This window comes from Priestia sp. SIMBA_032 (assembly GCF_046535215.1).
Lineage (GTDB): Bacteria > Bacillota > Bacilli > Bacillales > Bacillaceae_H > Priestia > Priestia aryabhattai.
The window spans coordinates 108336-135014 of the sequence record NZ_JAWRXD010000004.1 but is presented as its reverse complement, the minus strand read 5'-3'; the positions used below and the strand labels follow the sequence as shown (position 1 = coordinate 135014).

Below are 26679 nucleotides of genomic sequence, written 5' to 3'. Positions count from 1 at the left end.
GGAACGCCCAAAAGAATAAAATGGATTGGCTATGGAATCATTATTTTCTTTGTGATCCTTATTTTAACGATGATCATCGGCGTATTTATCAATTAAAACAAAAAGCAGCCGCTTAAATGTTGAAGCGGCTGCTTTTTTATTTGCCTACTTTTGTAACAATCGCATCTCCGTTTTTTCCAACGCGTACAGTAGCAAAACGAGCTTCGCTTTCCACTTTGCTGCCGGTTCCTTCTGGAATAAAGTAATGCTCAATTCCGTACTGAATTCCCCAGTCGTGATACTTCCCCGTAATGACAACGTCTTTCCTTTTAGAAGTATACGGTTTATTCCAGTCATCATCCGCTTGGTAGATTTTTGCGTATTCATACACGCCTTGTTTGTCAGGGCGAAGAACGAGCTTCACTTTTTCTCCGTCTTTCACATGAGGTAAGGTAACGTGCGCAATGTTGTAATTAAGCTCAACATAATCGCCTTGCAGCAGCGAGCGTGGATCGATCGGCTGTAAAGCGAGCTTAATTTCTTTTCCGTTTTGAAGAAGCACTTCGTTTTTAGTGAAAATGCCGCCCAGCATAATAAGCTGAACAAGAATGATGATCCATACAGCGGTTCGGCTGCGGTCAAGAAACGACGGCTGCGGCTGATCAGGCGTTGACAGGTCCCATTTCCTGCTTAGGAAAAGAAAGATCAGACCTAAAATAACGAGCACAAGTGATTTATTAAATAAATCCCACACAAAGTCGTAATATTTCATCGCTAAAAAAACAAACCAGAAAATCATGCCAACAATAAAATCATATTTTGGCTCTTTTCGTACCGTCACAAATAAAAAGACGGTCGAAATTACAAAAAACACCGTGCAGTAAATAATATTTAAAAAAGAAGATTCGCTTAATTCAGTCAGCGACAGTAAAAAGATAAAAGCAAGAAGCAGCGCTGCTTTTTTAAACGCGTGGTGTACGTTTATCGCGTACACAGCGGCATTTAATAGAAACAAAGCGAGCAGCACATAATCTATTTTGATAGTGTCATAGTAAGCAGTGGGAACCTTTATTAACAGAAGCCCTTGCACTAGCACAAAAAGCAGCATGCGAACGGGCGTATGCTTCGTGAATACTAAAAGCGCTACAAGTGCGATGACGTAGATAAAAAACAGAATGTCGTTCACAAAAAAAGAAGCGCCGCCGCTAATTAATACGCCCATCATTAAAAGCGTATATTTTACGGTTGGAATATCTGCTTTAATTAAATAACATGCCACAATCAGCAAAACGCCAATCACAAGCATTCCGTTTGTTGGGTACGTTCCTGTAATAAGTGTGACAAGTCCTCCTAAAGAGCTGCTGCCGATCACCGATGCAATGGCCGTAATCCCAATCACCGCTATTCGTTTGATCACGCGGAGCGAGGTTTTTTGTGCTGACGTGTTAGCCGTGAGCCATTTGACAAACCATACGCTTGCACCAATAAATAAAATCACGAATCCTAAAGCTAAAAACAGTGACCATTCAGCGTAGTGTTTAAAAATAAAAGAGAAAAACTGTTCAATAACAAATAAAGCAAATGCCACAATGGAAATCCCTAAAAACGACCTTTGCGGCTTCACTTTTGAAAAATAAAAAAAGGAGCTTAGTAAAAACAGCAAATAAAAAATAATAAGACCAATCCGTAAGCTAGAGCTGCCTGTGAAATCCGGCAGGGAAACAGTTAAAAAAATGTAGTGAAACAAACAAAACGCTGCATACATGATCACAGGAGACGAGCGCTGTTTCTTTTTTATGATCCAAAAAATAATCAAGTTCACAAACGCCATTCCTGCGTAAAGTAAAAGCGTCTCGTGTTCGCCTCGCTGTGAAACTGCACCTGTTGGTGAAATAAAAAAAGCCATGGTGAATTGAAATAAAACAAACGATAACACGTAAAACGGCTGATACTTTGTAAAAAAGCTAAACAAAATAACCGGCACAAGCCAAATTAAAAACAGCCAGTACGATTCAGCGTGTGTGTTGTAAATTTGAGAAAGAAGCGCGATGCTTAATCCAAATGAAAGAGCGCCGGCCAAAAGCGTCCAGTGACTTAAAAATGCCTGCTGAGGAAGCAGCTTTCGCACCGCAAACGCACTTCCGTAAAACAGCAGCATCAGCCCCACACTCAGCGCAATTTTAGTGTAGCGGTCAAAGCCTTGCCAGTTCGATGCAAAGAAATATAAAATGCCGGACAAAACAAGAGCCAACCCCAGTAAATAACCGAGCCTTACGAGCTTTTCTCTCATACTCAACCTCCTCTTTATATTATGTATATACTAGCGCATGTTTAAATATTTGGAAATAGAAAGAATGAATGCGTTTTAACAAAAAAATTGTGTAAAAAGGCCTTTTAGTGGCGTGGAAATAACAAGTGAAGTAGTCCAAAAATCTTGATAAATTGTCAATGGTAAGATAGTTTTGGTTATTTTATCCTGAAGAGTGGGTATTGAACTAAAAACCTACATTATTCCCAAAAAATATAAGAAAACGTGCCGGTGTGCTCTCTTTCTTTATTTGATAAGCTATAAAAGGGAATTACTGTTAGAAGAACCAAGAGATAGATATAAAGGAAGTGTCATCATATGAATGAGATGTTTGTTGCTCATCTGTATACCCAAGTAAAGCAGGCACATGAAGATATCCAGCAGCTTACGACTAGTAAAAACACGTTAACGGAAGTCAAAGACGAGCTTGAACGTGCAAAGGAAAAGGTAAAAGAACCAGAGCTTACTTCCGCCACTTGGTCAGGCAGCCTTGCTGTTGGGTTTGAAGACATCCGTACGGCTATGTTAGACGAATACGATGATTTGCTGAACCGTCAGCTGGCGGATGCCATCACGACAATTGATGCAAAAATTACGACGCTTCAATCAGATATACAAGGGATGGAACGCGCCATTAAAATGCAAGAAGACGAAGCAAAAGATAAGGTGTGATACAGTATGGCAGACGAAATTAAAGTAATAGATGGTGAAATTAATAGAACGCTTAGTGACCTAAGCGCTGCTGCGCAGCAGTTTCAGCCGCTTTTTCCGTTTCACGTCGGAAGCGGACAAGAACTAGCGGTGCTCGATGAATTAAACCAGCTGAACCAGCAGCTGCAAACGTTAATTGTGGACTACAAGCAAACGCTCCTCGATGATTTGAACGCCACCAAAAAATCCGTGCAGTCCATAAAAGAAGCAGATGAAAAAGCTGCAAACGCCGCTAAATAATGTTCATATTTTATATAAAGCTATCAAAAACAACCTTTCAACCAGCATAGATTTGGCATTCAAATAAAAAGGTTTTATCTAGCGGATGATGCAAGCCTTGTAAAGAGGAGCGTCCGCTTAGGTTTAGAAAAATGACGGGCGGTTGTTCGTTAACCGTTTGTTGTTTTTCTACATCGATACAGCTAGGAGGTTACAGATTATTGAAAACACTTGATGTCGATGCTTTTCACGAAAATATTCAAGCTATCTTAGATTCTATTAAAAGTCAAAAAGAACAAATTCAGAGCCTGATTTCACAGGTTCAGGCATTTTCAAGCTTAGATGATGCGTTTAAAGGAAAAGGAGGAGAAGCGATTCGATCTTTTTACGAAACGGGACATGCTTCTTTTTTAACGCTGTATCATTCATTACTCACTTCCTATGAAGCTCGACTAACTCAAATCACACATGCGCTGCGCTCATTCGAACCGAGCGAAGACGGCTACATCACGCAGCCGTTTCTACAAGACACTATTCCCGCGCATTTAAATCAAACAAGAAATACAACCGTTTCGCTTGTCGATCAAGCGAATGCAGCAATTCAAAAAGTCAGTCATCTTGCTTCTGTTTCAGCGCTTAACGATCAAGGTTTTTTAACAGAAGTAGAACAAGCAAAAAACAAAGCGGACAAAACGATGAACGATTTAGTCCGTTTTGACGAACAGCAAACGCAAAGCCTTTCAGTCATTCAAGATCAGCTGACGTCTTTAAACTCGCTGCTTTCTAAAGTGAAAGCTGGGTTTCAAAATGGTTCCATTCAGCCGGGCAATGTAAGTGAGCTGAGCGCGTTGGCGAAAAAAGCGATGGCCGATTCAGGAGGCGTCTCGGTTTTTGAAGAAGGTATTCCAACAACCTTGACAAGAAAAGAAAAACAAGAGAAAGTGATAAAGGAAGTAGGACTTGAAAAACTGATTCAGCTTCAGGCGATGACGCCTGCTGAACAGTTAAAAGAAATTCACAGACTTGAAAAAACCTCGCCTTACATAAGAGAAGTGCTAACGCAAATTCAGCAGGATACAGCACCTGCTAACATGAAAAAACTAGCGGAACTGTCACTTGCAGAGCAAGCAGTGGAACTGGAAAAAAGTCCATACCTGCAGGCGCTCAACGATTCTTCAACTGTAGGCATGCTAACGTCTCAACAGATTCTTCAAAACGCTACGGGCGTTGAGGGAATGCTTATGCAGTCGGTGATGAGTCAGGGGCAGGTTAAGAGTGTTGGGACTAAAAAAACAGCTGAATCCTTTGACTTTACAGAAATCTGTGAAAATCCTAAAGCTAAAAAAGAAGAAACCGGTATAAAAGCTGTAGTCAAGGACGTAGGGGAAGGTGCTGTCACCTTAGCAAAAGGCACAGTTACGGGTACTAAAGGAGTAGCACAAGACGTTTGGGCCGGTATGGGGGAGAGAGGAGATAAACAGTTCAACTCCTTATATGATTTTGGAAACTTTGTAACGATGGGTGGATTTGATGGCGCTGTTGCCTTCAAAGAGGGGTTGAATGAACGAGGGGAAAAATCGTTTGATTCACCGTATGACTTTGTCAATCACGCAACGATGGGACTCTTAGATGTAGGGCAGCAGGCACTTAATCCTGACAAACCTCTTTCAAAAGAGCACTGGGAAAACAGCATGTTTCTGTTTGCGAGCGTCATTGGAGGAGCGAAACCCGCAGGAGCCGTAAAATCCGTTCCGCGTGTACCTGCACATAAAGCAACCAAAACATTAAGCGATATGCGAAATGTCGTCAGCCCAAAAGCAGCAAGCAATTGGTCGAAGAAGGTGTATGAACCTGTTCAGAAGCAGCTTCAACCTTTACTAGATGCTAAGATACCGACTTTACGCCCTCAACCTCAACTGGTAGGGATAGGAGAGGCGTTACCTGGACAGACCTTTGGTGAAGCGTTAAATGGATTAACGACGTATAAGATGGGGAATGTTTCAAAAGGCCAGTCGAAAGCGTTGGATAAAGTGGAAGAGTCTGGTGGTAAGGCGAATGTTGAGAGGATCAATGATCAGGGGGCTGTCGCTAAGGGTACAGGTAATGATAGTAAGAAAACCAGCGGAATTAACTTTGGGAGTATAGAAAAACTAGAATCACACTTTGGTAAACATGGTGGTGAATTCGGACGAGCATATTCTAATGCTGATGAGTATCTAGCAGGAGCTAATGATGTAATAAAAAATGGAATAAAAGTTCAATACAACTATAATGGAGAACTAAGAACAGGCTATGTTAAATTTATGAAAAACAGTAGTTTAACTAATGCTAAAGGTGTTCCTATAAAAAGTTATGCTAAGTTTGAATTTGTAGGAACAAATAACTTAGGAGAAATTACAACGTATCATGTTGAAAGTGGTAAAACTTTTTGGAAAATGATGAATAACGGAAAGAATATTCCTGTTATTAATCCTGTGGAATAGAGGAGAAATTATGAATAACAAAATAGAAATATGCAAGCTTGACTCTCTTGCTGAGGAAGAAATTAAATTTTTAGTTAATAATCAAGAAGTTATAGGATTTAATGTATCCCCTCAAAAACTGGAAGTAGGCAAAGAATATGAAGTTGAAATAGATATATTTATAAACGATAGTTTGGATATAGAGGAACAAAAAGATCAATGTTTGAAGAAAGTTAAGCATGTTAATAATTATAGTTATATTCTTTGGGGTAAGATGCTAGAAGATAATATTTTAGATGTAGGTTTTTTCATTACAAGTGACTTATTTGAAGATTATCAATATTTGATAGGACACTTTGTTTATTTGAAAGTTGATAGATTACAAGTGTATTGTGAGAATTAAGTAAGATAATTGAATGCTGCATCTTCTACAATCTAGCTGTCCAAAAAGTCCAAATATGTAAAGGTAACAAAATTCTTTGCAACCCTCTTTTACACTTGTCATAATTTAGTCATAGTGACACTTGGTGTGATAAAATATTTAATAAAAGGAATGGGGAGTGTTAAGCTAACGACAAAGCTTGTAACGCTTTAAGCTCCCAAATTCACGCTCCTTAGAAATAAAACGAAGAATGTCATTTTGAAAGTCGAGAGTTTATAAAGGTTATATCGTTATGGTGTTATTATACGAGGATAACGAGAAGAGACCAAAAATTAGGTGAGATACCTCTTTACATATCAGAATCACTTTATGGATGCCATAAACTCGAAACACATGAGATTAAACAAGCTAAAGGGTTTAAATGTTACACTTGCGACATGGTAAAAAACATGTCAAACTGTCAACTATAAAAATAACTTATAAAACTTACAAATATCAATAAACTTAGAAAATTTATGAACTTAAAGCACTTGATTGTCTATAGTAGACTACAAGTGCTTTTTGCACGTTTAAATACGTAAATTAAAAAGGCTACGATTACTTACTTAGTGTACTAAGTGCTAAATTTTATATAAATACTAACATACAACGCGAAGAACAAGCGAGGGAAATAGAGGTTTTGAAGGTATATATTTCATGTGAATATGTATTGTGTTTATATATAGAAATATAGTCTTGATTAATTATAAAGCGTGTAAGAGATAGATAACGTATTAATAGAAATAGAGGAGTGTATATATGATTAACTCGAGTAGGATAATGAACCCTCAAGCAGTTACAGGCATTTTTGGCAGGATGCCAATGTTTAACGATTCTGAATTATTGAGTGTTCAAATAAAAAGAGATGGTCCGACATTATTTATTCAATTATCTACTAAAGAGATTGTAAAAAATAAGCCTAAACGGTGGGGGGAATGGGACATAGTATATATTGAAATGTCATTTTTGGGTGTGAAAGAATTGGAAATCAATTCATTTGGAACTATTAATGAAATTGAGGAATTCGAAATTGAAGACATTGGTGAAGGGGGATCTATAAAAATTCAATGTACTAATAGAATGTCTATTACGTGTTTATTTGACTGGGCAAGGATTGAACAAATAAATCCTGGTTTAATAGGTACACCATAAGAATTTATTAAAAAAGGCATAAGTATAAGAACAAAAAAAACTTTGTATTTGCATTCAGAGCGCACGATAGATAGAATAATCTATTTAGATGAATATGGACAACGCCAAGGTTGTTTCTGGTGCCACAGAGGATTATTTGAATGGAAACATTTCACCAGGAGAAAAACAAAGCGGTATTGCAACGTTTGATATACCAAAAGAAGGCGATTTTAAGTTTGAATTAAGCGGTTTTAGTAAAAATCGTGGTATTTGGACGTTTACACAAGATGATATTCAACCAGCTCAATAAGAATTAAAATAAGTCACGTGCTAATCGTGGCTTATTTTGATTGAACTCAGCAACAACTATGGCGCATGAACAAGGCAATTAAACAAATTTAAAATGAAAGAAGCATGTAAAGTACTGTTAAGTATGTCCTATGTAAAAGTCAACATACATGTTAGGTTTTATAACATAAATTTCTGAATAATCATTTACTTATTCACTTATTTCATGGTATGTTATATGACAATAGATATTGCAACTTGCAATATCTGTTGAGAATTAGCTGTTGTAATATATACTTATTTTTCTAGATATGCACCTCTGGACAAGTTGGTGTTCTATACATATATATACATCTACGTATAACTAGTCAAAAAGAATGAAGGCTTTTCTATTTATAGTGCTGATTGTTCTTTGGGCTGAGTATAGTTATAGTAGGTGAAATTTTCAAGACAATTATTTTGGTTTTTAAGCTGAATTTTTGGAATAGTTTGTTATTTTATTAATCGATGCTTTGCCACTTAGAAGTAGGTATAAAAGTTTACTAATAAAAGAAAATGCAGACGGAATTCAATAAGTTTTTTGGAATTTGTGGGCGATTTTCTCACTTTTTTATCATTTTTGAATAGTTTATAATCATCAGACAATTATACTGTGATATAGTTATAAGTGAGACAGAAAAAGGTGTGTTCTTAGGTCGCACCTGAATTTTTTTACTACGTAAGCAGGAGCGCCTACATCTTTTTACAAATATAGGGGATGAGGAAGGTTATAATGAGCAACGTACAGAAAAAAACAGACGTTATCTTAATTGGTGCCGGAGTCATGAGCGCAACTTTGGGATCATTACTCAAAGAGTTAGCACCTGAATGGGACATTAAAGTATTTGAAAAACTCGCAGACGCAGGGGAAGAAAGCTCGAACGAATGGAATAATGCAGGGACGGGCCATTCTGCGCTGTGCGAACTAAACTATACATCAGAAAAAGCTGATGGATCTATAGATATAACGAAAGCGATCCGAATTAACGAGCAGTTTCAGCTGTCAAGACAGTTTTGGTCTTATCTTGTAAGCAGCAAGTTGATTCGCAATCCGCAAGACTTTATCATGCCAATTCCACATATGAGTTTGGTACAAGGGGAAAAAAATGTATCGTTTCTGAAAAAGCGTTTTGAAGCGCTGTCAAACAATCCGTTGTTTCAAGGAATGGAGTATTCCGACAGTCCTGACAAACTAAAAGAATGGATTCCGTTAATCATGAAGGGGCGCACGTCAAATGAACCAATTGCTGCAACTAAAATTGATTCGGGAACAGACGTAAACTTCGGTGCTTTAACACGCATGTTGTTTGACCATCTGAAGAATAAAGGGGTTCACGTTCATTACAAACGAAGTGTAAAAGATATGAAACGTAAAAGTGACGGTATGTGGGAAGTAAAAGTCTCAGATGTAGACAGCGGCAAAGTTGAGTACCACACGGCAAAGTTCATCTTTATCGGAGGCGGAGGCGGAAGCTTGCCTTTGCTTCAAAAAACAGGTATTCCCGAATCCAAGCATATTGGAGGATTCCCGGTAAGCGGATTATTTATGGTATGCAATAACCCTGAAGTGATTGCGCAGCATCACGGGAAAGTATATGGAAAAGCCAAAGTCGGAGCTCCGCCAATGTCGGTTCCGCACCTTGATACACGCTATATCGATAATAAAAAGACGCTGTTGTTTGGTCCATTTGCCGGCTTTTCACCAAAGTTCTTAAAAACAGGTTCAAACTTGGATTTAATCAGTTCTGTAAAACCGAATAATATTTTAACCATGCTAGCAGCAGGTGTCAAAGAAATGGCGTTAACAAAATATTTAATTCAGCAGGTGCTGTTATCAAATGAAAAACGTGTGGAAGAACTGCGTGAGTTTATCCCGAACGCGAAAAGCGAAGACTGGGATATCGTCGTAGCAGGCCAGCGTGTGCAGGTAATCAAAGACACGGAAGCCGGTGGGAAAGGAACGCTTCAGTTTGGTACAGAAGTTGTAAGTGCCGCTGATGGTTCTGTTGCTGCACTTCTTGGCGCTTCTCCTGGTGCGTCAACGGCCGTTCACGTTATGCTTGAAGTATTAGAAAAATGCTTCCCAGAAAACATGAACAAGTGGGAGCCAAAAATAAAAGAAATGATTCCTTCTTATGGCATGTCGTTAGTTGATCATCCAGACTTCTTTAACGAAATTCATGCTTCTACTTCACAGACGCTTGGTTTAATTAAAAAAGAGTCTGTTTATAGCTAAAGATTTTACGCCGCAACAAACGGTACATGTGTATGTGAAGAAATCTACAGGCGTGCACGAACACCACCTTTTCTTGAGGTGGTGTTTTAATGGTCTTTATTTATGTAGAGTTTGATTTAAGAGCGGTATTGATTGCTCCAGGCTGAAGTTTCAAATGCTTCCACGCCGCAGTTGCATCATCGCGGCTTTTTCCATTGTTTTTCGGATCCTTAAAAAAATCGCGAATAAAGCGGTTGTACTCAAACTGAGGCGCAATTTCTTTTTGATAGGGCGGCTGCTTTTTTCGTTTTTCTTCTTCATGCCACGCTTTTACCACATCTCGATAGGTTTTCCCTACATTTTCTTTAAAGTAGTTTTGAATATAAGTGGAAAAATGAAACGTAGGATGAATGGCTTCTTTAAAAAAAGCCCGTACTTCTTGACTGCAGCGGTGATTTTCCCCAATGACGGTATCTAATGTTAGCGGCGCTTGTGTTTTAGAGGACGAGCGTCTTTTAGAAGGTGCTCCTGAGTGTTGAGTCTCACCGGTTGTTAAAAACACTTCAATTCTTTTTGAAAGTTCTATTTTAGATTCAGACGGGCTCATGTTGTTTTCTCGGCAAAATTGCTGCAGCTCGGTTTTGAGCCAGTAAAAGTCCGTAAATTCGTTGATAGGTAAGTCTCTTTTAAGCTCGGGTCTCATTGTTTTACCCTCCATATATTTACAAAAAATAATTATAGAACACTTGTTCTTGTTGGTCAATTGTTTTAGAGAATTATGAAGGGATGTCTTTATATTTCTTCCTATTTTATAAAGAAGAAAAAGCATCTAGGCAAGAGATCTCTTGCAAATTCCAAAATCAAACAATTACAATAATAGAAAGGAGTTGATCACATGACGCTACATAAAAAAGTCCTTTCTACGATTCTAGGAGGAGCTGTGGGAGACGCTTTAGGCGTTCCAGTTGAGTTTAAAAAACGCGATTCATTTCGGATTACGGATATGACCGGCTACGGTACATACAACCAGCCTAAAGGAACGTGGTCAGATGATACATCTCTGACGATGTGCTTGATTGATAATTTACTAGAAAAACAAGATGAATATGATTTGATGCAAAAGTTTGAGAGCTATTGGGCGAATGGCTACTGGACACCGTACGGAGAAATGTTTGATATTGGCATTGCCACAAGCGAAGCGATTCGCCGCTATAAAAGCGGACTTCCTAAAGAAGAATGGGGAGGAAAAGGTGAGTATGACAACGGAAACGGAGCGCTTATGCGTATTGCTCCGCTTGCGTTTACACTATGTGATGAACCTAGCTTTACAAAAAGAAAAGAAGAAATAGAAAGAATTGCGCACGTTACGCACCGTCATATGCGCTCTACGCTTGGCTGCATTATATATGTGGAGCTGCTTATTCGTCTTCTTGACGGCAACGAGCCTTTTGAAGCATATGAAAACGCGGTAAATCTCTGTCAAAAGCAGTTAACAGGTACGGAGTATGAAGCAGGGTTTTCTTCGTATGAACGACTGTTAAACCTAAGCTTGCCGCACGCAGCGAGAAAGGAAATCGGGTCAACCGGATACGTCGTCAGCTCGCTAGAAGCATCTCTTTGGTCTCTTCTTCAAAGCGATGACTACAAAGAAGCTGTACTTACTGCTGTGAATCTTGGAGAAGATACCGATACAATAGGCTTTATTACAGGTACTATGGCAGGAGCATATTATGAGATGGATGGCATTCCTGAAGAGTGGGTTTGTCAGCTTGCTAAAAAAGAAGAGTTAGAGAAGGCTTGTAAGAAGTTTGCGGATATATGTTAATGGATAATAAAAATTACTCAAAAGTTCGGAGGAGATAAAGTGAAATTTTCTATGGATTTTGGCGATACCAATTTTATCGGAGTGGCAAACGCAAAAGAGTACCAATCATTTGTCGATGAGGATTGGGAGCTAGACCAGCTTCTGAACCACTTCGGCAGTGAAATGAAAAAGAGAAATATCCTAGTATGTCAAATGACAGAAGAAGGAATTGAACACTCTTGGAACGTAGAAGTGAATATTGGAACAGAGTCGAATATAGATACATACTTTAGGAAAGCAACAGGTTATATAAATGTAACCAATCATCAGCTTTATCTCGTAGATTATGACTGCCTTACGATGGCCGCCCAGTTTGAAGGTCAGTTAGTGCCTGATAAAAACTGTTCTAAGTATAGAATTGATATTAAAAACGGTATGTACAAGCTCGAGCTTATTCAATTTTATAATGTTGACCAAGATGAGTATACAGGAAATGACCAAACGGATTTTTTATTGAACTTTATTAAGATGGAGCATGTTGAAGAAACGGTCGATGAGGTATTTTGGTGTACGTATTAAGTAGTAAACGTACCGTAAGCTACTAACCTAGAGGCGGGGTGTACTGGTCTGAGGAATCTATTTTATTTATATATTCACTGAAACCCTCTGGCTTTGCGCCAGAGGGTTTTTATGGTCAAAATCATTTATAATATACTTTTACATAACATACAAACTTCATGTTAAAGAAAGGTGATCACAGTGCCAAATGCATGGGATGCAGAACAAATCGTATCAGCAGCGCTTGCCAAAACGCTAATCGAGACGCAGTTTCCAGTACTTGCGCCTGCTACAATTTCGCTGCTTGGCTACGGCTTTGACAATACGGTTTATCAAGTAAACGACCGGTTTGTTTTCAGGTTTCCTAGACGAGAACTGGCAGTAGGACTATTAAAAACAGAAAATCAGCTTTTACCAAGTCTTGCTTCTCAATTGCCTCTGTCGATTGCCGAACCCATTTTTTTCGGTAAGTCGAATGGAGGCTATCCTTGGCCTTTTACGGGCTATCACTACGTGCAAGGAACTCCGCCTGCAGGATTAACAGAAGAAGAGCGCATACAATCTGCTTCTGTACTAGCAAGATTTCTTCGCGCGTTGCATCACTATCCTTATTTAAAAGCTCAAAAGCTCGGCGTGCCGTTTGATGAGTTAAATCGGCTTGATATGATGAAACGAAAGCCGGCGTTAGAAAAGTATGTCAAGCAAATGAAGGAGCGTAGTCTTTATTCAAAACAAGAGATTCTTGAAGACTATGTAAATGACATACAAGAAATTCACTATCAAGAAAAACATGTACTAGTTCACGGAGATCTTCATATTAAAAACATGATTGTTAATCAAACCAATATGGTTTCAGGCATCATTGACTGGGGAGATGTTCATATTGGTCACCCGGCAGTTGACCTAGCGATTGCCTACAGCTTTTTACCGCCTCAAGGAAGAACGTGTTTTTTTAAAGAGTACGGAGAAGTAGACGAAGAAACGCACAGACTGGCAAAATGGAAAGCCGTATTTACAACCGTAGTGCTTGTGGCACACAGTGACGATCAAGGAGACAAACAAACGCTAGAAGCGGCTCTAGAAAGCTTGAACTTGATTTTTCAAGAGTAATAAAACTGTAATAGAATTTCTGTTCAATTCCTGTATAGTTAAGAAAGGATTAAAATAAAAACAACAGGTGAAGCAAACGATGAATACAAGCCACTGGAATGAATCAGCAGCGCAGCTGCTAGAAGCATGGATACAGCTATATAAGGAAAAGGGATTTCTTATTGGAGAAACGGAATCTTTAAACATGCTAAAAGAAGAAGTAGACGGGATGGATAAAGAAAAATTTCTCTCCATAGTAGAACGTCATCTGCAGAAAGTGTATGACGAACTGGAAAAAGAACGTACAGAGTACAACATAAATAACATTGAATATATGATGTTAAGGTTTCTTTCAAACGATTATCCGGATTACATAAAAAAGCGTCAAAGCAATATGGGACAGATTGAACAGTTAACAAATATACATAGGAATGTGACAGAGCTTTTCGGAAAAGAACTTGCTTCTGAAGCGGATATGGTAGCGTTTAGAAACGACTTTTTTCAACTAACAGAAAAACACGCTAACACGTCATCGTTAAAAGAATTGAAGGAAAACTGGAGTACGTATTTGTCAGCGTTCGTTGAATTTCAAAAAAAGCATGAACATGTAAAACAAGCGATAGCCACATTACTCGAAGAAGACAAGAGCTTGAAGCAAGAGTGGCATCAGCTAAGCAAAAATAAAGTAGTGACCAAACAAAAAGCGACCGCCTTTCGCACGAAGCAGCATGAGCTAAATGAAAGTATTCGAAAAGCCACGAATTTACAAAAACAGTTACTCGAACTTCACTGGCCTGATGTTCGCAGTCAGTTTGATGCGCTACAAGAAAAAATGAGTAAGAGTCTTTCTACTGTGCTGAAAGAAACGCAACGCAGTATGGAAGTCATTAGCCAAAACGATGCAAATGAACATGCCAAGTTAAAGCAATCACTTAACGACCTAAATGGAGTCCACAAAGTTGATGTTCATCAAACGTGGTTATCGGCTTTTATTAAAAAATCACGACCATTTTTTAACGAACTGAGTGAAGATATCAAGGATACTCGATGTCGAGAGCTATGGAACCGAATTTACGGCATGTATAAAGGAATAGCAGTAAATGAATTTATTGTTACATACGAAGAATTTTTAGCACTTCAGCGGCTTAACAGTATAAAGAGCACGGAGATGCTAAAGCCATTAGCTCGGTTAAAGGTAGATATAGAACCTGTTACGCTGCCATCCTACGCAGACTTTCCCGTGCTCAAAAAGCAGCAATCATCACGACGCACTTTTCCTATTTTAATAGGAGGCGCTATCGTCCTTGTCTTATTGCTGACGATTGTATATATGAATCGTGACAATCAAACGGCAGAAACAAGCTCAGATATAAAAGAAACGTCCAGCACGAAGCCGCTAAAAAATGAACAGACTAAACCAGCTGAAGTAAGCAAAACGGATCTTGAAAACTTTTTTATCTCCTATAAAGCTGCTTACTTTTCAAGTTTAAACAGCGGGGACTTTAGTTCGATGGCGCCTTATATCGACTCGAATCAGCCAGTATATAAACAGCTAAAAAGCTATATCACATCACTCGCCGGAAAAAACGTATCGTTTGCTAACGATCAGTTTCTAGTGAAAAAGACAGAATCACATGACAACGGAACCTACGACATTTATACAAACGAAGTATATACGTTCACTGACTCATATGACGCGAGCACGCAGTTTAAAAAAGAACGAATTTACCATGTGAAAACTGCTAGCAAAGACAAACTTCAAATTACTAAAATTGATACGTTAACAGATGAGCAGAAGCCGGTGGAAGAGTGATTGGTTTCTGAGAGATTATGAACAACCGCTAGTTCCTTTTTGGAGCTAGCGGTTGTTGTGGTTGGGGGGAGAGAAGAGGTTTAGTTGAATTGCTTGAGCGTAGGATGACCGCTACGCTGCCAGCGTGGATATCTTGTTATATAAAATTTTAAATACTTCCATATAGAAACAAAAAATTAATCTAAAGTACGGTCAGATTAATTCCAGTTTTTCTCTATAAAATGAAACGCAGGTCGTAAATTAGTTTTATTAGCAATTGAAATAAGAGCGGGCACCACAGAAGGATCGGTTTTAGAGAAATTAGGAATCCGCGGATTTAACCGGAAAAACTGATCGCCTAAAAGCTCAGAGCTAACCATTGATTCATAATAGCTCGATCCACCAGAGATAATCTGAAGAAACGGCAGCAACGGTTCATTAGGAGACCGGTCTAAAAGGACTCCCCAATTTGGCGGAAGGTCCTCCATATCTTCTGGTCGTATGTTATCCGCACTTACCATTCCCCATCCTTTTGTATCTCTTCTTAATTGAGTTGGCTGCTCACCTGTTCCGATGGATAATACGGCAATTTGATCCAACGGCTGTTTTGCTTTCCCTACTGCAAACGCGATACTAGCTGTACTGGTATTAGTTGCTACTGTATACCCATCCACGTAGTTTTGATAAGCTCTTTGCGTTGCGGGAGCACCGCTGCTCCGCAGGATTACGTCACTCGCTTTTTCATTAAGATAAGGGGAACCAGGAAAGTTGTGGAATAACACTGGATTCCAACGATTCAGATCCGGTGAAAATAAGTGGAATGCAGGCACAACAATTCGTTTCTTTAAGTCTCTAAGGCGAAGGTCTCGGGGGAAAAATGTTCGTATGGCTTTAATAAAACCAGAATAGGGTAGTTGCTGGTTAAAGACAGGTCCGCCCGGTCGGGAAACGCTGAACGCTGGTAAGATGTGATCTTTGAAAAACTGAAACGTCTCCTCCGGTGATCTTCCGCTTGCTAATGCAAGAGCGGTGAATGAACCAATTGAATTTCCTGAAAAAACATTGGTTTCACTAATTAACTTTGGGTTTTGATGAGCTAATCTATTCAAAAGCTGTAAACTTAAAGCCCCTAAAGTACCGCCTCCATCAAAGGTCATAATCCGATATTTTGTCAAAGGTGATTTCTCCTTTCAAATCCCATCAGAGTTATCATTCTGTATATGTTTATTTTATGTGTTGTAGAGGTATGAGTATCTCTTTTAGTGATTATTTAGGAGTCGGGTTATGCAGGTGATAATGGCAGGAGTTAGACAATAGGTCCCTTTGGAGTCTAAATAAATGGGATTTACTCATAAAATTCTGAACTAAAGCCATTTGTTGAAGAAATAAATAAGTATGTTGAAGGCATCCATAAGTTAAATTCAGGAGTAAATAAAAAGGCCTTAAAAGAGCTTGAATGGAAGCTTCATATTCAATTTCCTCAAATCTATAAAAATTTCTTACAAATGTATAATGGAGGAGAGTTATTCATTCCTGGAACAGCACTAAGTGAGATTTATATTCCCTCCAATGGTTCTAAAAAAGAGGAGTTTCTTATCCGGATGATTGATTTTATCCTGAACGAAGACCGATAGGATGGTTACCGGATTGATATTTAATTATGGCTGATTCAAACTATGGTGATACAATTTGTATAAACTTAAAGACAAATATGTACGATGCACTAATTATTTAATGGGATAAAGACATGAAAGATATCTCTAGAAGTTGGTGCGGTTTAGTAGAATCGGGCTTACTAATGAATTAGAAAAAGCGTCGTTAATTAGGGTGAGTTGAGTTGTTAGTAAAAAAATAAGCAGCGTACATTTTAGCAAATAAGAAGTAGGAAGGTGGAAAAATGATTTTACCAAAAGCGTTTAATAACTCCTGGAACGTTGAAAAAGACGGACCGCTAATAAAATTTGAATATGCTACTTTACAAAGCACAGGTTTTTCCGAAGAAGTAAAGCAGTTTTTATCTCTAGCAGGTTTACCTGAAACTCCCGCGCCGTATTTAGACTTTACTTCGTCACAAGGGGTATTAAAACCTATTACAAGTATATTCAGTATGTCAGAAGAATTTCAAAACTGTTGGTTTTTAGGGTCAACTGCTGCTGGTGATCCAATATGCCTAACAAAAGAAACGGAAAATGTGGTGTTTCTTGATAAGAGCAATGGTGACAAAAAAGTATTTATAAATTCTTCTATCAATCAATTTGCCGAATGCTTATTAGTATATTCAATAATGATTGATCAGGCAGTTCAACTAAATGGTGAAGATGCTTTTATTGATAACGATATACCAGAATCCGTCATTAAGTGGCTAAAAGAACGATTAAATAACATTGATCCTAAATCTATGGGAAACAAATGTTTTTGGGCGACTGAAGTTGGAGGTTTTTATGGATATTAACGCCTTTTGTAAATGATGAACATGTTAATTTTTTTCTTAGACAAAAAGAAATGAGCAGGGCTTATAGTCAATCAAAATTAAAATTCCCTCAATATTATAAACATCATATTTATCCAGAAAGTGGAAGGGTTCTGCCTTGGGGATATACGGAGAATGGTGACGAATTATATTGGCTAACTGAAGGGGAGCCCTGAAGAATGGAAAGTGATGGTGTATGAATCTAGATCGCCTGAACATCATATTTACTCACTGTCCATGACCGATTTTTTATGTGAAATCATTACAAAAAAGTTAGCCTGTGATGCATTTTCAGATGATTTTCCGAGTGATGTGGCTACATTCATTTGGGTAAATGTTGAATAGGCAATTAATTAGTAGAAAACAAGACATAGGAGGAATGTTAGATTAAGATGTTGCCAGATAAATTGAACCAAGCTCTTGAAGGGGAAATATATATACGTGAAGGTAAAACTGCAGTAAAGGATGCTTTAGCACGGCTAGAAGTAAAGGTATCCCAAACCTTCACAGAATTTTATAACCGGTATGCTGGGCCATTCTGGGAAGAATACGTACCTTTTGAATTACTCGATTTAGTAGATCAAGAAAATAACATTGAAGCATATACGCTTATTTGCCGAAGAGAATACGGCTTTCCTAAACAATATCTGATTTTAAGTGAAATATCAGCTAATGCCGCACTAGTGCTTGATGCTTTAACCGATAGCGTGTACATAGTTAATTTCGAAGGAGGAGACGAGCTGCTGTTAAAAGGAGAATTAGAGGCAACGTGGCCTACCTTTTCTGATTTTCTGAAATCCTATTTTAATTGGTAGGTATGGATTTTAGCGGTTATATTCCGTGTGAATGGGACGGAGAATACTGAGTTGGAAATATAGTTGTATATAAGGTAGGGGGAAGCTTTTGAAACATGTAATGAAACAATATTTTAAGAAACTAACGGGAAAATGGGAAGAGTTCAATGGAACGTTGCCTTTGATTTCTTGGAATGAAGAAGCAGATGCACATATTTATGTAGGTTCTCAAGACGAAGAAGGCTATATAGCGTGGAAGCCTCTAGAAAAGTATGAAAATACAAATTTTCAACAGTTTGAACAAGAAATAAACGTGATACTTCATAATGATGTAAAAGCTTATTTTAACGCGTTTTGGTTTCTTGAAATGATTGGATGGGTGTCTCAGTATAATATTAACTTATATCCTGTCATTCCCGGTGTAGAACCTGAAACATTTTGTCAACGTGTAAAGGAGTATATTCTTGAAAAAGAAAACAGCACGTACATTCCGTTAGGTTTTGAAAGCAATGGCATGCTAGTTGTTATAAATAATGAGTCTGGAGAAATTTTCGTAGAAAACGGTGAAGAGAAAAGCTATAAATATTTGTCGTCTAGTTTAAAAGAGCTCATTTCTCAGCTGGATTTTAAGTGAAATAGATAGTTTGCACTTTCGCTAATCGTACACAGTCTTCACCATTGGAGTGAATCTAAGTGATCATAAAAAATGTATGAACGGCATCTCATAGGAGGTAACAGCAATGGCAGATTTTGCGTTTATTAATAATGGGAAAAATAACATTTATCATGTATCTGAACAGGAGATTTTACAAGCAGAAGAAAGAATAGGTATTCGTTTTCCTAACGATTTACGGCAGTTATATTTAGACGTTGGGTATGGATTTATTAAGGAGCCAAGTAATACGGCAATCAATAGAATTATGGGACCCAAAACGATAGCAGATGCTAAACTACGAAAAGGAATGTTTGAATTCGACTTCGATTTAGAAGAACTTTACGAAGAAAGTAAACTTATTTTCTTTGAAGTGAATGAAGGAGTATACATATCGTTAGACTTAACATTACCTCATAATCCAGTCTTTTATATGGACACGCCAATCGCAGACTCATTAGAAGATTTTTTTAAGAAATTTATAGACGATAATGAGTATTACATGGATTTAATTGAAGAGTAGAAAAAACGGTAGCTGCTACAAATAAACAGACTATGTAATTTAAAAGCTAAGCTAGGAGAGCGATTAGAATGACAAGGATTAATGATGAGTTATTTGGAAAGCTTGAATATAAAAACAACTTTTGGCGAGGGAAAACTACGATTAAAATGTTTGGTGAAGAAAAGGAAATTCTTTTAAGCATTGATGCATACGAAAACACTGATTTTTCAAATGTACAGAAAGAAGCATTTCTTAGCTTCATTCAAGACATGGAAAACATAATGAATGAGGCAGAAAAGCACATCTATGATTACTATATTGAGAACTATGAAGAGTATAGAGAGATGATAGGTAATAAATTAGAAACAGATCAGGTTGTTACAAACATTCATGCCGTCTCCGATTTTAAAAAATTAGTAGAGCCCGCTGAATTAATTGTAAGAAGAGTAAGGAAGAATGGAAAAAGAAGGCTAGGTTTACTTTGCGATGTCTCTTGGGATATTGAAAATGGAATAGGAGTTAAAATTGAAGATGAAGTTGTAGAAGAAGTAGGGTATCAGGACATTGTGTTGTAATTGATCTAATGGATGTTAATGATGCCTTTTCTCGTGAGGGTTACGTTAAGCGATGTGTAATAATGATGAGTGTGCATATGTGTAAGATCTAAAGGAGAGGAAATGATGAGATACGACTTTGTTGCGAATCAACAAGATAATCAGTTTTACCCCGTATGTGAAGCTGATATTGAAGAGGTAGAAGGAACGTTAGGCTTAAAGTTTCCTTTTGAGTTGAGGAAGTTTCTTTTAGAGGTGGGTTATGGTTTCCTCCAGAGCTCAAAAGATAATATAAACCGTATCATGGGTCCTTCCTCAATCAGAGACGCTAGATTAAAAGTAAACGATTTTGAATTTTACCCTGATATCGAACTTTACGAAGAGCTGGAAGAGGGTAAATTACTATTTTTTGAAGCCAATGAAAGTGCGCTGCTGCTGATAGAAATAAGTGAAGAACCGCATAATCCCATTTATTATGATGATATAAAAATTGCCGATTCTTTAGAAGAGTTTTTGAAGAAGATGGTGGAGGATGATAGGTACTATATTGATCTAGCATGATATGATATCTGAATAATAGATAAAATAAAGAATCCGAAAAAACCGTTGACTAAGCTTTAATCAATGGTTTTTAGGCAGATATAATTAAGAAGGTTCATTTTTGGAAAGACGAATCATTCATTTTAAGAATGCAAATTGCCCTATACTCAAATGAAAAAAATCCGTAATGTAGCGCGTTTAAATAATTTAACGGAAAATAAAAGTACTTCAATTTATGCAATTTACAATACCGCCAGGAAAACTTTAATATAAAGCAAAAATTTGTTCAATTGAAAACTTATCTACAACAAGAGAGTTGATGCATCGAAAATAAATGAGCATACTTGTCCAGAAACCCTCCGGTAAGTTTTCTCTTCTCTATTTCTTCCCTTTAAACTGTGTGTCTTTTCTGGAAAAAATTCATAGGATATAGCATCTTATCTGTATTATGTGAGAAAGGGGTTATATCGTGGAGGAAACAAAGCTTACTGGACGAATCGTTACACCTGATGATGCGGAATATGATCAGGCTAGAACAAATAATAATTTAGGTGTGCCTAAATTTCCAAGAATAATTGTATTTTGTCAGAATACAAACGATGTAGTAAATGCATTGAAGTGGGTAAAGGAAAATCATGTCCCATTTCGAATAAGAAGCGGCAGGCATAGCTATGAAAATTTTTCATTAGTAAACGGTGGATTAGTGATTGATGTCAGTGAAATGGATAGAATCACGTTCAACTCTAAAGACATGACAGCGAAAATAGAAGCAGGAGCTAATCTAGGGAAAGTATATAATGAATTATGGAAAAAAGGAACGACTATCCCTGCAGGAACGGAAAGCAGTGTTGGTCTTGTAGGCCTTGTGCTTGGCGGAGGAATTGGGATGTTATCAAGGTTGTTTGGGCTTACCTGTGATAATTTGCTTGAAGTTGAAATGGCGATCGTAAATGAACAGAGAGAAGTTGAACTCATTAAGGCAAATAAAAATCACAACAGTGATCTCTTTTGGGCTTGTTGTGGCGGTGGGGGCGGAAACTTTGGTATCGTTACGTCTCTTACATTCAAGGTACGGCCTATCTCAAAGGTGTCAATTTTTTCAATTACATGGGAATGGGAAGATTTTGAAGCTGCTTTTGATGCATGGCAGCACTGGGCCACGAATACCGATAAGCGCTTAACTTCGGAGATTGAGTTAAAATCCAAGGAAGCAAATCAGATTATCGCTCAAGGTGAATTCGTTGGCTCATCATTCAAGTTGAAGGAACTTCTGCAGCCTTTAATAGATGTTGGTTGTCCTAAAAAAGTAGTAATAAAGGAAGTTTCATATATTGAAGCTGTACAATTTTTTGACGATCCGAGTGGAAACCAACCCGCCCCTCGAAAAAGGTCAGGTTCTTTTCTTAATAAACCTTTTCCAAAAGATGCTATTTTAACAATGAAGCATTTTTTAGAAAATGCTCCAAATGAAAAATCTAGTATTTGGCACCAGTCTCTGGGGGGAGCAGTGGAGGAAGTTGCCTCTAATGAAACGGCCTTCTATTATAGAGATGCTATTATCGCACAGGAGTACCTTGTTACATGGAGCCATCCTTCAGAAGAGCGATCAAACATTAGATGGATTGAAGAATTAAGAAATGCTTTATCGAGATATACAACTGGAGATTATGTGAACTGGCCGGACCGGTTCATCAGAGATTGGCCAACAGCGTATTATGGAGAGAATTTTAAAAAGCTTCGAGAAGTGAAACGAGCATATGATCCATGCAATCTATTTCATTTCCCTCAAAGCATCCCGCCGTTTATTAACTGGTTTTAAAAATCATCTTTCAAGCCGGAGGGCCAAACAATACCCATCTTAAATGAGGTGGGTTTTTGTGTATATTTCCTTTTCTTTTCCTGAGAACGTGAAAAAGGCAGAAAATATTGTAGCAAACAGTAGTAAGCGGTTATTTTATCATTGGACGACTATATTATAAGGAGAAACATACATAAATTTCATAAACATTGACATTCCCTTCCAAAACGCATACAATAGCTACTAATAAAAGCACACAAATTCGTTGAAGAGAATCAGTACGCTGCAAGTTTGTTCCACAGAGAGCTGGTGATAGCTGAAAGCCAGTGTTCAAGCGGCAGCGGAATATCCTCTCTGAGAAGTCAAACTGAACCTATAAGTAAGTTTGAACGGTAGTCTACCGTTAAAAAGAACGCGTATGATTGTACGTTGCTGAGTGCTATTGATGAACGGATCAATAGAAGCCAGGGTGGTACCGCGGTTAAAACCCGTCCCTAGTCATAGGGACGGGTTTCTTTGTGTGCTTTTAACTTTAAAAGGAGTGGTATCACATGAAAGAAGTGAATGTAAGGGAGTCTTCGCAAGAGCGCGAGCAGCGTATCCAGCAGCAGTGGCAAAAGGGAAATGTGTTTCAGCAGTCGGTTCAAAATCGAGAAGGGCATCCTTCGTTTGTATTTTATGAAGGGCCTCCTACAGCAAACGGTTTGCCTCACGTTGGGCACGCGCTAGGTCGGACGATTAAAGACGTGGTGGCTCGTTATAAGACGATGACAGGGCATCAAGTGATTCGAAAAGCGGGCTGGGATACGCACGGACTGCCGGTAGAGCTCGGTGTTGAAAAGCAGCTCGGGATATCGGGGAAGCATGATATTGAAAAATACGGCGTAGAAGCTTTTATCACCAAATGTAAGGAAAGTGTGTTTGTATATGAAAAGCAGTGGCGCACGTTCACGGAGCAGCTTGGCTATTGGGTTGATATGGAAGACCCTTACATCACGTTGGAGAATTCATACATTGAAAGTGTATGGAACGTGCTTGGCACGATTCATGATAAAGGACTTCTTTATAAAGGTCACCGCGTATCACCTTACTGCCCGAGCTGTCAAACGTCGCTGAGTTCGCATGAAGTGGCGCAAGGGTATAAAGATGTAAAAGATTTAACGGTAACGGTGAAATTTAAAGTGAAAAACCGCGATAACGAGTATTTTTTAGGCTGGACGACAACGCCTTGGACGCTTCCGTCAAACGTGGCGCTTGCGGTGCATAAAGAGATGAACTACGTGCGCGCCGAGCAAGGCGGCAGCGTGTATATAGTGGCAGAAGCGCTCGCAGACAAAGTGTTAAAAGGAGAGTATACCGTTTTATCTCAGCATAAAGGAAATGAGTTAAAAGGGATGTCGTATGAGCCGCCGTTTAATTTTGTGAAAGTGGAAAAAGGGCATGAAGTCGTAACGGCTGATTACGTAACGGACCAAAGCGGAACGGGCATTGTTCATTTAGCACCTGCATACGGCGAAGATGATTACAGAGTCGTAAAAGAAAACGGCTTTTCATTTGTGAACGTAGTGGATGAAAAAGGACAGTATACGGCTGACGTGCCGCCGTTTAAAGGACGTTTTGTAAAAGACTGCGACGTTGATATCGTGCGCTACTTAGCAAATGAAGGCGTGCTGTATCATAAAGAAAAGCATGAGCACAGCTATCCGTTTTGCTGGCGATGCGACTCGCCGCTTCTTTATTACGCAAATGAAAGCTGGTTTATCCAAACGACGGCGTTGAAGGAACAGTTTTTGAAAAACAATGAAAGCGTGACGTGGTACCCGGATCATATCAAGCACGGTCGCTTTGGCAACTTTTTAGAAAATATGGTGGATTGGAACATCAGCAGAAAACGCTACTGGGGAACGCCGCTGAACGTATGGGAATGCGAGGGGTGTCAGCATCAAGTAGCGCCGAAAAGCATCAAAGAGCTTCAGAATCATGCGTCTTATTCTGTGGATGACAGCATTGAACTGCATAAGCCGTATGTAGATGACGTGCAGCTAACGTGTCCGGTCTGCAGCGGAAAAATGAAGCGAACGCCGGAAGTGATTGACGTTTGGTTTGACAGCGGCTCGATGCCGTTTGCGCAGTATCACTATCCGTTTGAAAACAGCGAGCTGTTTCAAAAGCAGTTCCCGGCAGACGTTATCGCAGAAGGAATTGATCAAACGCGCGGCTGGTTTTACAGCTTGATGGCAGTTTCAACGCTCTTTACAGGAAAAGCACCTTATAAGCGCGTTTTATCTCTTGGGCACGTGTTAGATGAAAACGGTCAAAAGATGTCTAAAAGTAAAGGAAATGCGCTGGACCCTGTTGATCTTATTCATACATTTGGTGCCGATGCGCTTAGATGGGCGCTTTTAGCAGACAGTGCGCCTTGGAACCCGAAGAAATTTTCAGAGCGCGTCGTGCAAGAAGCGAAATCAAAAGTGATTGATACGCTTGTGAACGTGTACGGATTTTACGTACTGTACGCCAAGCTTGACGGCTATGACCCGAAGCAAACGTATGAATTGAAAAAAACAAAATTGGATGAGTGGATTCTTTCGCGTTTGCACAGCACGGTTAAGCGAACAACAGCACATCTTGAAGATTACGGGTTTACAAGTGCCGCTCGTGAAATCGCAGCATTCATTGAAGAGCTAAGCAACTGGTATGTACGGCGTTCTCGCGATCGTTTTTGGTCAGAAGGAATGGACGGCGAAAAAGCAGCAGCTTACGATACGCTTCATGAAGTGTTAGTGAAGGTAAGTCAGCTGTTAGCACCGTTTACCCCGTTTGTTGCGGATGATATTCATGAAAATCTGACAGGAAAAAGCGTTCATTTGGCAGACTATCCTGTGTGTGATCAAACGAAAGTGAATGAAAAGCTGGAAAAAGAAATGGCAGCGGTGCTTCAAGTAGTGGAACTAGGCCGAAGCATCCGCAATACGCATTCGTTAAAAGTAAAGCAGCCTCTGCAAAGTCTTTCACTTGTGGTAACGGAAGAAGATGTAGAGTGGAAAGCATATCGTGATGTCATCAAAGATGAGCTTAATGTAAAGAACTTTAACGTGGAGCAAGACGACGACAAACTTGTTTCTTATGTATTAAAACTTGATTTTAAACAGGCTGGACCAAAATTTGGAAAACGAGTAAATGAGATCAACCAAGCGCTGAAAAACCTTTCAGAAGAGCAAGGAAAAGAGTTTGTTGAACAAGGCAAGCTGAGTGTTACGCTTGCTTCAGGAGAAAACTTAACGCTTGAAACGGCAGACGTACTTGTTGAAAAAGTGCCAAAAGAAGGTTTTGCAGTTGCATCAAACGGCACGTATACTGCGGTGTTGGATACGGCGTTAACCGAAGAACTCGTGCAGGAAGGAATCGCTCGTGAAGTAATTCGAGCGGTTCAAGACTATCGCAAAAAGCTGGATTTACCCGTGAATTTACGTATTGATTTGGAACTTAGCGGAGACGAAGAAGTGCAGAAAGCCGTGGCGAAGTTTGAAACATTGCTTCAAGAAAATCTTTTGCTGCACAGTCTCAGTGTGAAAGAAGCTATCAAAAACGGAGAGACGGTAAAAGTCGGAACAAAGCAAGTTAAGCTTCGTGTTTTAAATCAGAGCTGATAAAAAGCACTTACCTCATAACGGGTAAGTGCTTTTTTACCTTTAATCAAACTGCCCTAGAATATTTTTAAGACTCGATTAAACAATTTTAAAAGGAGCCGCTAATATATACTTTTTGTTGTTTTTACCTTTAGCATACTTCCGAAAGAACTCTCCCTCTTCAAGCGTGTGAAGAGCGAAGCCCAACCGTAAGGGGGGGGGGATGAATTTCGGCTGGGCGACAGCCCAAAAGCTTTTGTTTCCTAATCTTATATAATATAATCAGTCTTATAAAGAATAAGGACTGATAAATCAATGAAATTAGATAGCAATAATCATTCAGTGTTCTCGATGTATTACCATCTAGTCTTGGTCGTAAAATATAGAAGAAATGTCATTGATGATACCATTTCAGAATATGCCAAAGACAAATTTGTGTCACTGAGTGAAAAATACAATATTACATTGGTTGAGTGGAATTACGACTTTGACCACATCCATATCTTGTTCAAAGCTCAACCTAATTCGGAGCTATCCAAATTCATCAATGCTTACAAAAGTGCCAGCTCAAGGCTTATCAAAAAAGAATTTCCTTCTGTCCGAAAGCAGTTATGGAAAGAAATGTTCTGGTCGAGAAGTTTTTGTTTGTTGACTACGGATGGATCTCCTATCAAAGTTGTGAAAGAATATATTGAAAATCAAGGAATGAAATGAGGTGAATTGA

General features: G+C 38.7%; 24 protein-coding genes and 1 other annotated feature. Of the genes, 21 read left to right on the top strand and 3 right to left on the bottom strand.

Going from position 1 to position 26679, the window contains the following annotated elements:
• Positions 1-136 precede the first annotated feature (136 nt).
• Positions 137-2269, bottom strand: a complete 2133-nt coding sequence (locus SB717_RS14850; protein ID WP_410904051.1) for a GDYXXLXY domain-containing protein — start codon at positions 2267-2269, stop codon at positions 137-139.
• Positions 2270-2605: 336 nt separating this feature from the next.
• Between SB717_RS14850 and SB717_RS14845 the strand changes: the two genes are divergently transcribed.
• From SB717_RS14845 to SB717_RS14815, 7 genes are all read left to right on the top strand, one after another.
• Entirely contained in the window at positions 2606-2959 is a 354-nt protein-coding gene (locus SB717_RS14845) for a YwqH-like family protein (protein ID WP_074680624.1), read from the top strand.
• Between the two features lie 6 nt (positions 2960-2965).
• Entirely contained in the window at positions 2966-3238 is a 273-nt protein-coding gene (locus SB717_RS14840; RefSeq protein WP_016764504.1) for a DUF5344 family protein, read from the top strand.
• Between the two features lie 200 nt (positions 3239-3438).
• Positions 3439-5700, top strand: a complete 2262-nt coding sequence (locus SB717_RS14835) for a T7SS effector LXG polymorphic toxin (protein WP_410904050.1) — start codon at positions 3439-3441, stop codon at positions 5698-5700.
• 10 nt (positions 5701-5710) lie between these two features.
• Positions 5711-6082 carry a hypothetical protein gene (locus SB717_RS14830; RefSeq protein ID WP_047750727.1) on the top strand — a complete coding sequence of 124 codons (372 nt, stop codon included), beginning with the start codon at positions 5711-5713 and terminating at the stop codon, positions 6080-6082.
• 777 nt (positions 6083-6859) lie between these two features.
• On the top strand, positions 6860-7252 hold the full coding sequence (locus SB717_RS14825) for an immunity 50 family protein (protein WP_098333025.1): 393 nt from the start codon (positions 6860-6862) through the stop codon (positions 7250-7252).
• A gap of 88 nt (positions 7253-7340) precedes the next feature.
• Complete coding sequence (locus SB717_RS14820) at positions 7341-7541, top strand: hypothetical protein (RefSeq protein WP_410904049.1); 201 nt, start codon at positions 7341-7343, stop codon at positions 7539-7541.
• Between the two features lie 750 nt (positions 7542-8291).
• Positions 8292-9794 (top strand): malate:quinone oxidoreductase, encoded by a 1503-nt coding sequence (locus tag SB717_RS14815; protein WP_410904048.1) that lies wholly within the window; start codon positions 8292-8294, stop codon positions 9792-9794.
• A 100-nt stretch (positions 9795-9894) separates the two neighbouring features.
• On the opposite strand, the gene SB717_RS14810 is transcribed toward SB717_RS14815, so the two are convergent.
• Complete coding sequence (locus SB717_RS14810) at positions 9895-10476, bottom strand: DUF6434 domain-containing protein (protein ID WP_074680632.1); 582 nt, start codon at positions 10474-10476, stop codon at positions 9895-9897.
• A 192-nt stretch (positions 10477-10668) separates the two neighbouring features.
• Here SB717_RS14810 and SB717_RS14805 point away from each other — a divergent pair, with 192 nt between their 5' ends.
• The 4 genes from SB717_RS14805 (at position 10669) to SB717_RS14790 (ending at position 15037) form a co-directional block, all read left to right on the top strand.
• Entirely contained in the window at positions 10669-11598 is a 930-nt protein-coding gene (locus SB717_RS14805; RefSeq protein ID WP_074680634.1) for an ADP-ribosylglycohydrolase family protein, read from the top strand.
• Between the two features lie 51 nt (positions 11599-11649).
• Positions 11650-12156: a hypothetical protein gene (locus SB717_RS14800; RefSeq protein WP_312036142.1), complete on the top strand. Its 507-nt coding sequence runs from the start codon at positions 11650-11652 to the stop codon at positions 12154-12156.
• A gap of 180 nt (positions 12157-12336) precedes the next feature.
• Positions 12337-13245: a phosphotransferase gene (locus SB717_RS14795; protein ID WP_410904047.1), complete on the top strand. Its 909-nt coding sequence runs from the start codon at positions 12337-12339 to the stop codon at positions 13243-13245.
• Between the two features lie 79 nt (positions 13246-13324).
• Positions 13325-15037: a TcaA NTF2-like domain-containing protein gene (locus tag SB717_RS14790; protein WP_410904046.1), complete on the top strand. Its 1713-nt coding sequence runs from the start codon at positions 13325-13327 to the stop codon at positions 15035-15037.
• A gap of 197 nt (positions 15038-15234) precedes the next feature.
• Here the strand turns inward: SB717_RS14790 and SB717_RS14785 are convergent, their stop codons facing one another.
• The gene (locus SB717_RS14785) at positions 15235-16191 is read right to left on the bottom strand and encodes a patatin-like phospholipase family protein (RefSeq protein ID WP_410904045.1); all 957 of its coding nucleotides are present in this window, start codon (positions 16189-16191) and stop codon (positions 15235-15237) included.
• Positions 16192-16401: 210 nt separating this feature from the next.
• Here SB717_RS14785 and SB717_RS14780 point away from each other — a divergent pair, with 210 nt between their 5' ends.
• The 10 genes from SB717_RS14780 (at position 16402) to tnpA (ending at position 26669) form a co-directional block, all read left to right on the top strand.
• Positions 16402-16650: an SMI1/KNR4 family protein gene (locus tag SB717_RS14780; RefSeq protein WP_410904267.1), complete on the top strand. Its 249-nt coding sequence runs from the start codon at positions 16402-16404 to the stop codon at positions 16648-16650.
• A 263-nt stretch (positions 16651-16913) separates the two neighbouring features.
• Positions 16914-17468, top strand: coding sequence for an SUKH-4 family immunity protein (locus SB717_RS14775; protein ID WP_410904044.1), 555 nt, complete (start codon positions 16914-16916; stop codon positions 17466-17468).
• A gap of 404 nt (positions 17469-17872) precedes the next feature.
• Positions 17873-18301 (top strand): SMI1/KNR4 family protein, encoded by a 429-nt coding sequence (locus SB717_RS14770; protein ID WP_410904266.1) that lies wholly within the window; start codon positions 17873-17875, stop codon positions 18299-18301.
• Between the two features lie 88 nt (positions 18302-18389).
• The gene (locus tag SB717_RS14765) at positions 18390-18914 is read left to right on the top strand and encodes a SecY-interacting protein Syd (protein ID WP_410904043.1); all 525 of its coding nucleotides are present in this window, start codon (positions 18390-18392) and stop codon (positions 18912-18914) included.
• 106 nt (positions 18915-19020) lie between these two features.
• Positions 19021-19455: an SMI1/KNR4 family protein gene (locus SB717_RS14760; RefSeq protein WP_410904042.1), complete on the top strand. Its 435-nt coding sequence runs from the start codon at positions 19021-19023 to the stop codon at positions 19453-19455.
• Between the two features lie 68 nt (positions 19456-19523).
• Positions 19524-20009, top strand: coding sequence for a DUF6985 domain-containing protein (locus tag SB717_RS14755; protein ID WP_410904041.1), 486 nt, complete (start codon positions 19524-19526; stop codon positions 20007-20009).
• 105 nt (positions 20010-20114) lie between these two features.
• A complete protein-coding gene (locus SB717_RS14750) occupies positions 20115-20549 on the top strand; it encodes an SMI1/KNR4 family protein (protein WP_410904265.1) in 435 nt (144 codons plus the stop codon).
• Between the two features lie 448 nt (positions 20550-20997).
• Entirely contained in the window at positions 20998-22347 is a 1350-nt protein-coding gene (locus SB717_RS14745) for an FAD-binding oxidoreductase (RefSeq protein ID WP_410904040.1), read from the top strand.
• A 235-nt stretch (positions 22348-22582) separates the two neighbouring features.
• Positions 22583-22825 (top strand) — a binding site (T-box leader).
• Between the two features lie 52 nt (positions 22826-22877).
• The gene (gene ileS, locus SB717_RS14740) at positions 22878-25976 is read left to right on the top strand and encodes an isoleucine--tRNA ligase (RefSeq protein ID WP_410904039.1); all 3099 of its coding nucleotides are present in this window, start codon (positions 22878-22880) and stop codon (positions 25974-25976) included.
• A 294-nt stretch (positions 25977-26270) separates the two neighbouring features.
• Positions 26271-26669, top strand: a complete 399-nt coding sequence (tnpA, locus tag SB717_RS14735) for an IS200/IS605 family transposase (RefSeq protein ID WP_074680667.1) — start codon at positions 26271-26273, stop codon at positions 26667-26669.
• Positions 26670-26679: the final 10 nt, after the last annotated feature.

Excerpts from the sequence above, each read along its gene's own strand:
- SB717_RS14850 (WP_410904051.1), bottom strand. The coding sequence starts at position 2,269 with ATGAGAGAAAAGCTCGTAAGGCTCGGTTATTTACTGGGGTTGGCTCTT.
- SB717_RS14845 (WP_074680624.1), top strand. The coding sequence starts at position 2,606 with ATGAATGAGATGTTTGTTGCTCATCTGTATACCCAAGTAAAGCAGGCA.
- SB717_RS14840 (WP_016764504.1), top strand. The coding sequence starts at position 2,966 with ATGGCAGACGAAATTAAAGTAATAGATGGTGAAATTAATAGAACGCTT.
- SB717_RS14830 (WP_047750727.1), top strand. The coding sequence starts at position 5,711 with ATGAATAACAAAATAGAAATATGCAAGCTTGACTCTCTTGCTGAGGAA.
- SB717_RS14825 (WP_098333025.1), top strand. The coding sequence starts at position 6,860 with ATGATTAACTCGAGTAGGATAATGAACCCTCAAGCAGTTACAGGCATT.
- SB717_RS14820 (WP_410904049.1), top strand. The coding sequence starts at position 7,341 with ATGAATATGGACAACGCCAAGGTTGTTTCTGGTGCCACAGAGGATTAT.
- SB717_RS14815 (WP_410904048.1), top strand. The coding sequence starts at position 8,292 with ATGAGCAACGTACAGAAAAAAACAGACGTTATCTTAATTGGTGCCGGA.
- SB717_RS14810 (WP_074680632.1), bottom strand. The coding sequence starts at position 10,476 with ATGAGACCCGAGCTTAAAAGAGACTTACCTATCAACGAATTTACGGAC.
- SB717_RS14805 (WP_074680634.1), top strand. The coding sequence starts at position 10,669 with ATGACGCTACATAAAAAAGTCCTTTCTACGATTCTAGGAGGAGCTGTG.
- SB717_RS14800 (WP_312036142.1), top strand. The coding sequence starts at position 11,650 with ATGGATTTTGGCGATACCAATTTTATCGGAGTGGCAAACGCAAAAGAG.
- SB717_RS14790 (WP_410904046.1), top strand. The coding sequence starts at position 13,325 with ATGAATACAAGCCACTGGAATGAATCAGCAGCGCAGCTGCTAGAAGCA.
- SB717_RS14775 (WP_410904044.1), top strand. The coding sequence starts at position 16,914 with ATGATTTTACCAAAAGCGTTTAATAACTCCTGGAACGTTGAAAAAGAC.
- SB717_RS14760 (WP_410904042.1), top strand. The coding sequence starts at position 19,021 with ATGGCAGATTTTGCGTTTATTAATAATGGGAAAAATAACATTTATCAT.
- SB717_RS14755 (WP_410904041.1), top strand. The coding sequence starts at position 19,524 with ATGACAAGGATTAATGATGAGTTATTTGGAAAGCTTGAATATAAAAAC.
- SB717_RS14750 (WP_410904265.1), top strand. The coding sequence starts at position 20,115 with ATGAGATACGACTTTGTTGCGAATCAACAAGATAATCAGTTTTACCCC.
- ileS (WP_410904039.1), top strand. The coding sequence starts at position 22,878 with ATGAAAGAAGTGAATGTAAGGGAGTCTTCGCAAGAGCGCGAGCAGCGT.
- tnpA (WP_074680667.1), top strand. The coding sequence starts at position 26,271 with ATGAAATTAGATAGCAATAATCATTCAGTGTTCTCGATGTATTACCAT.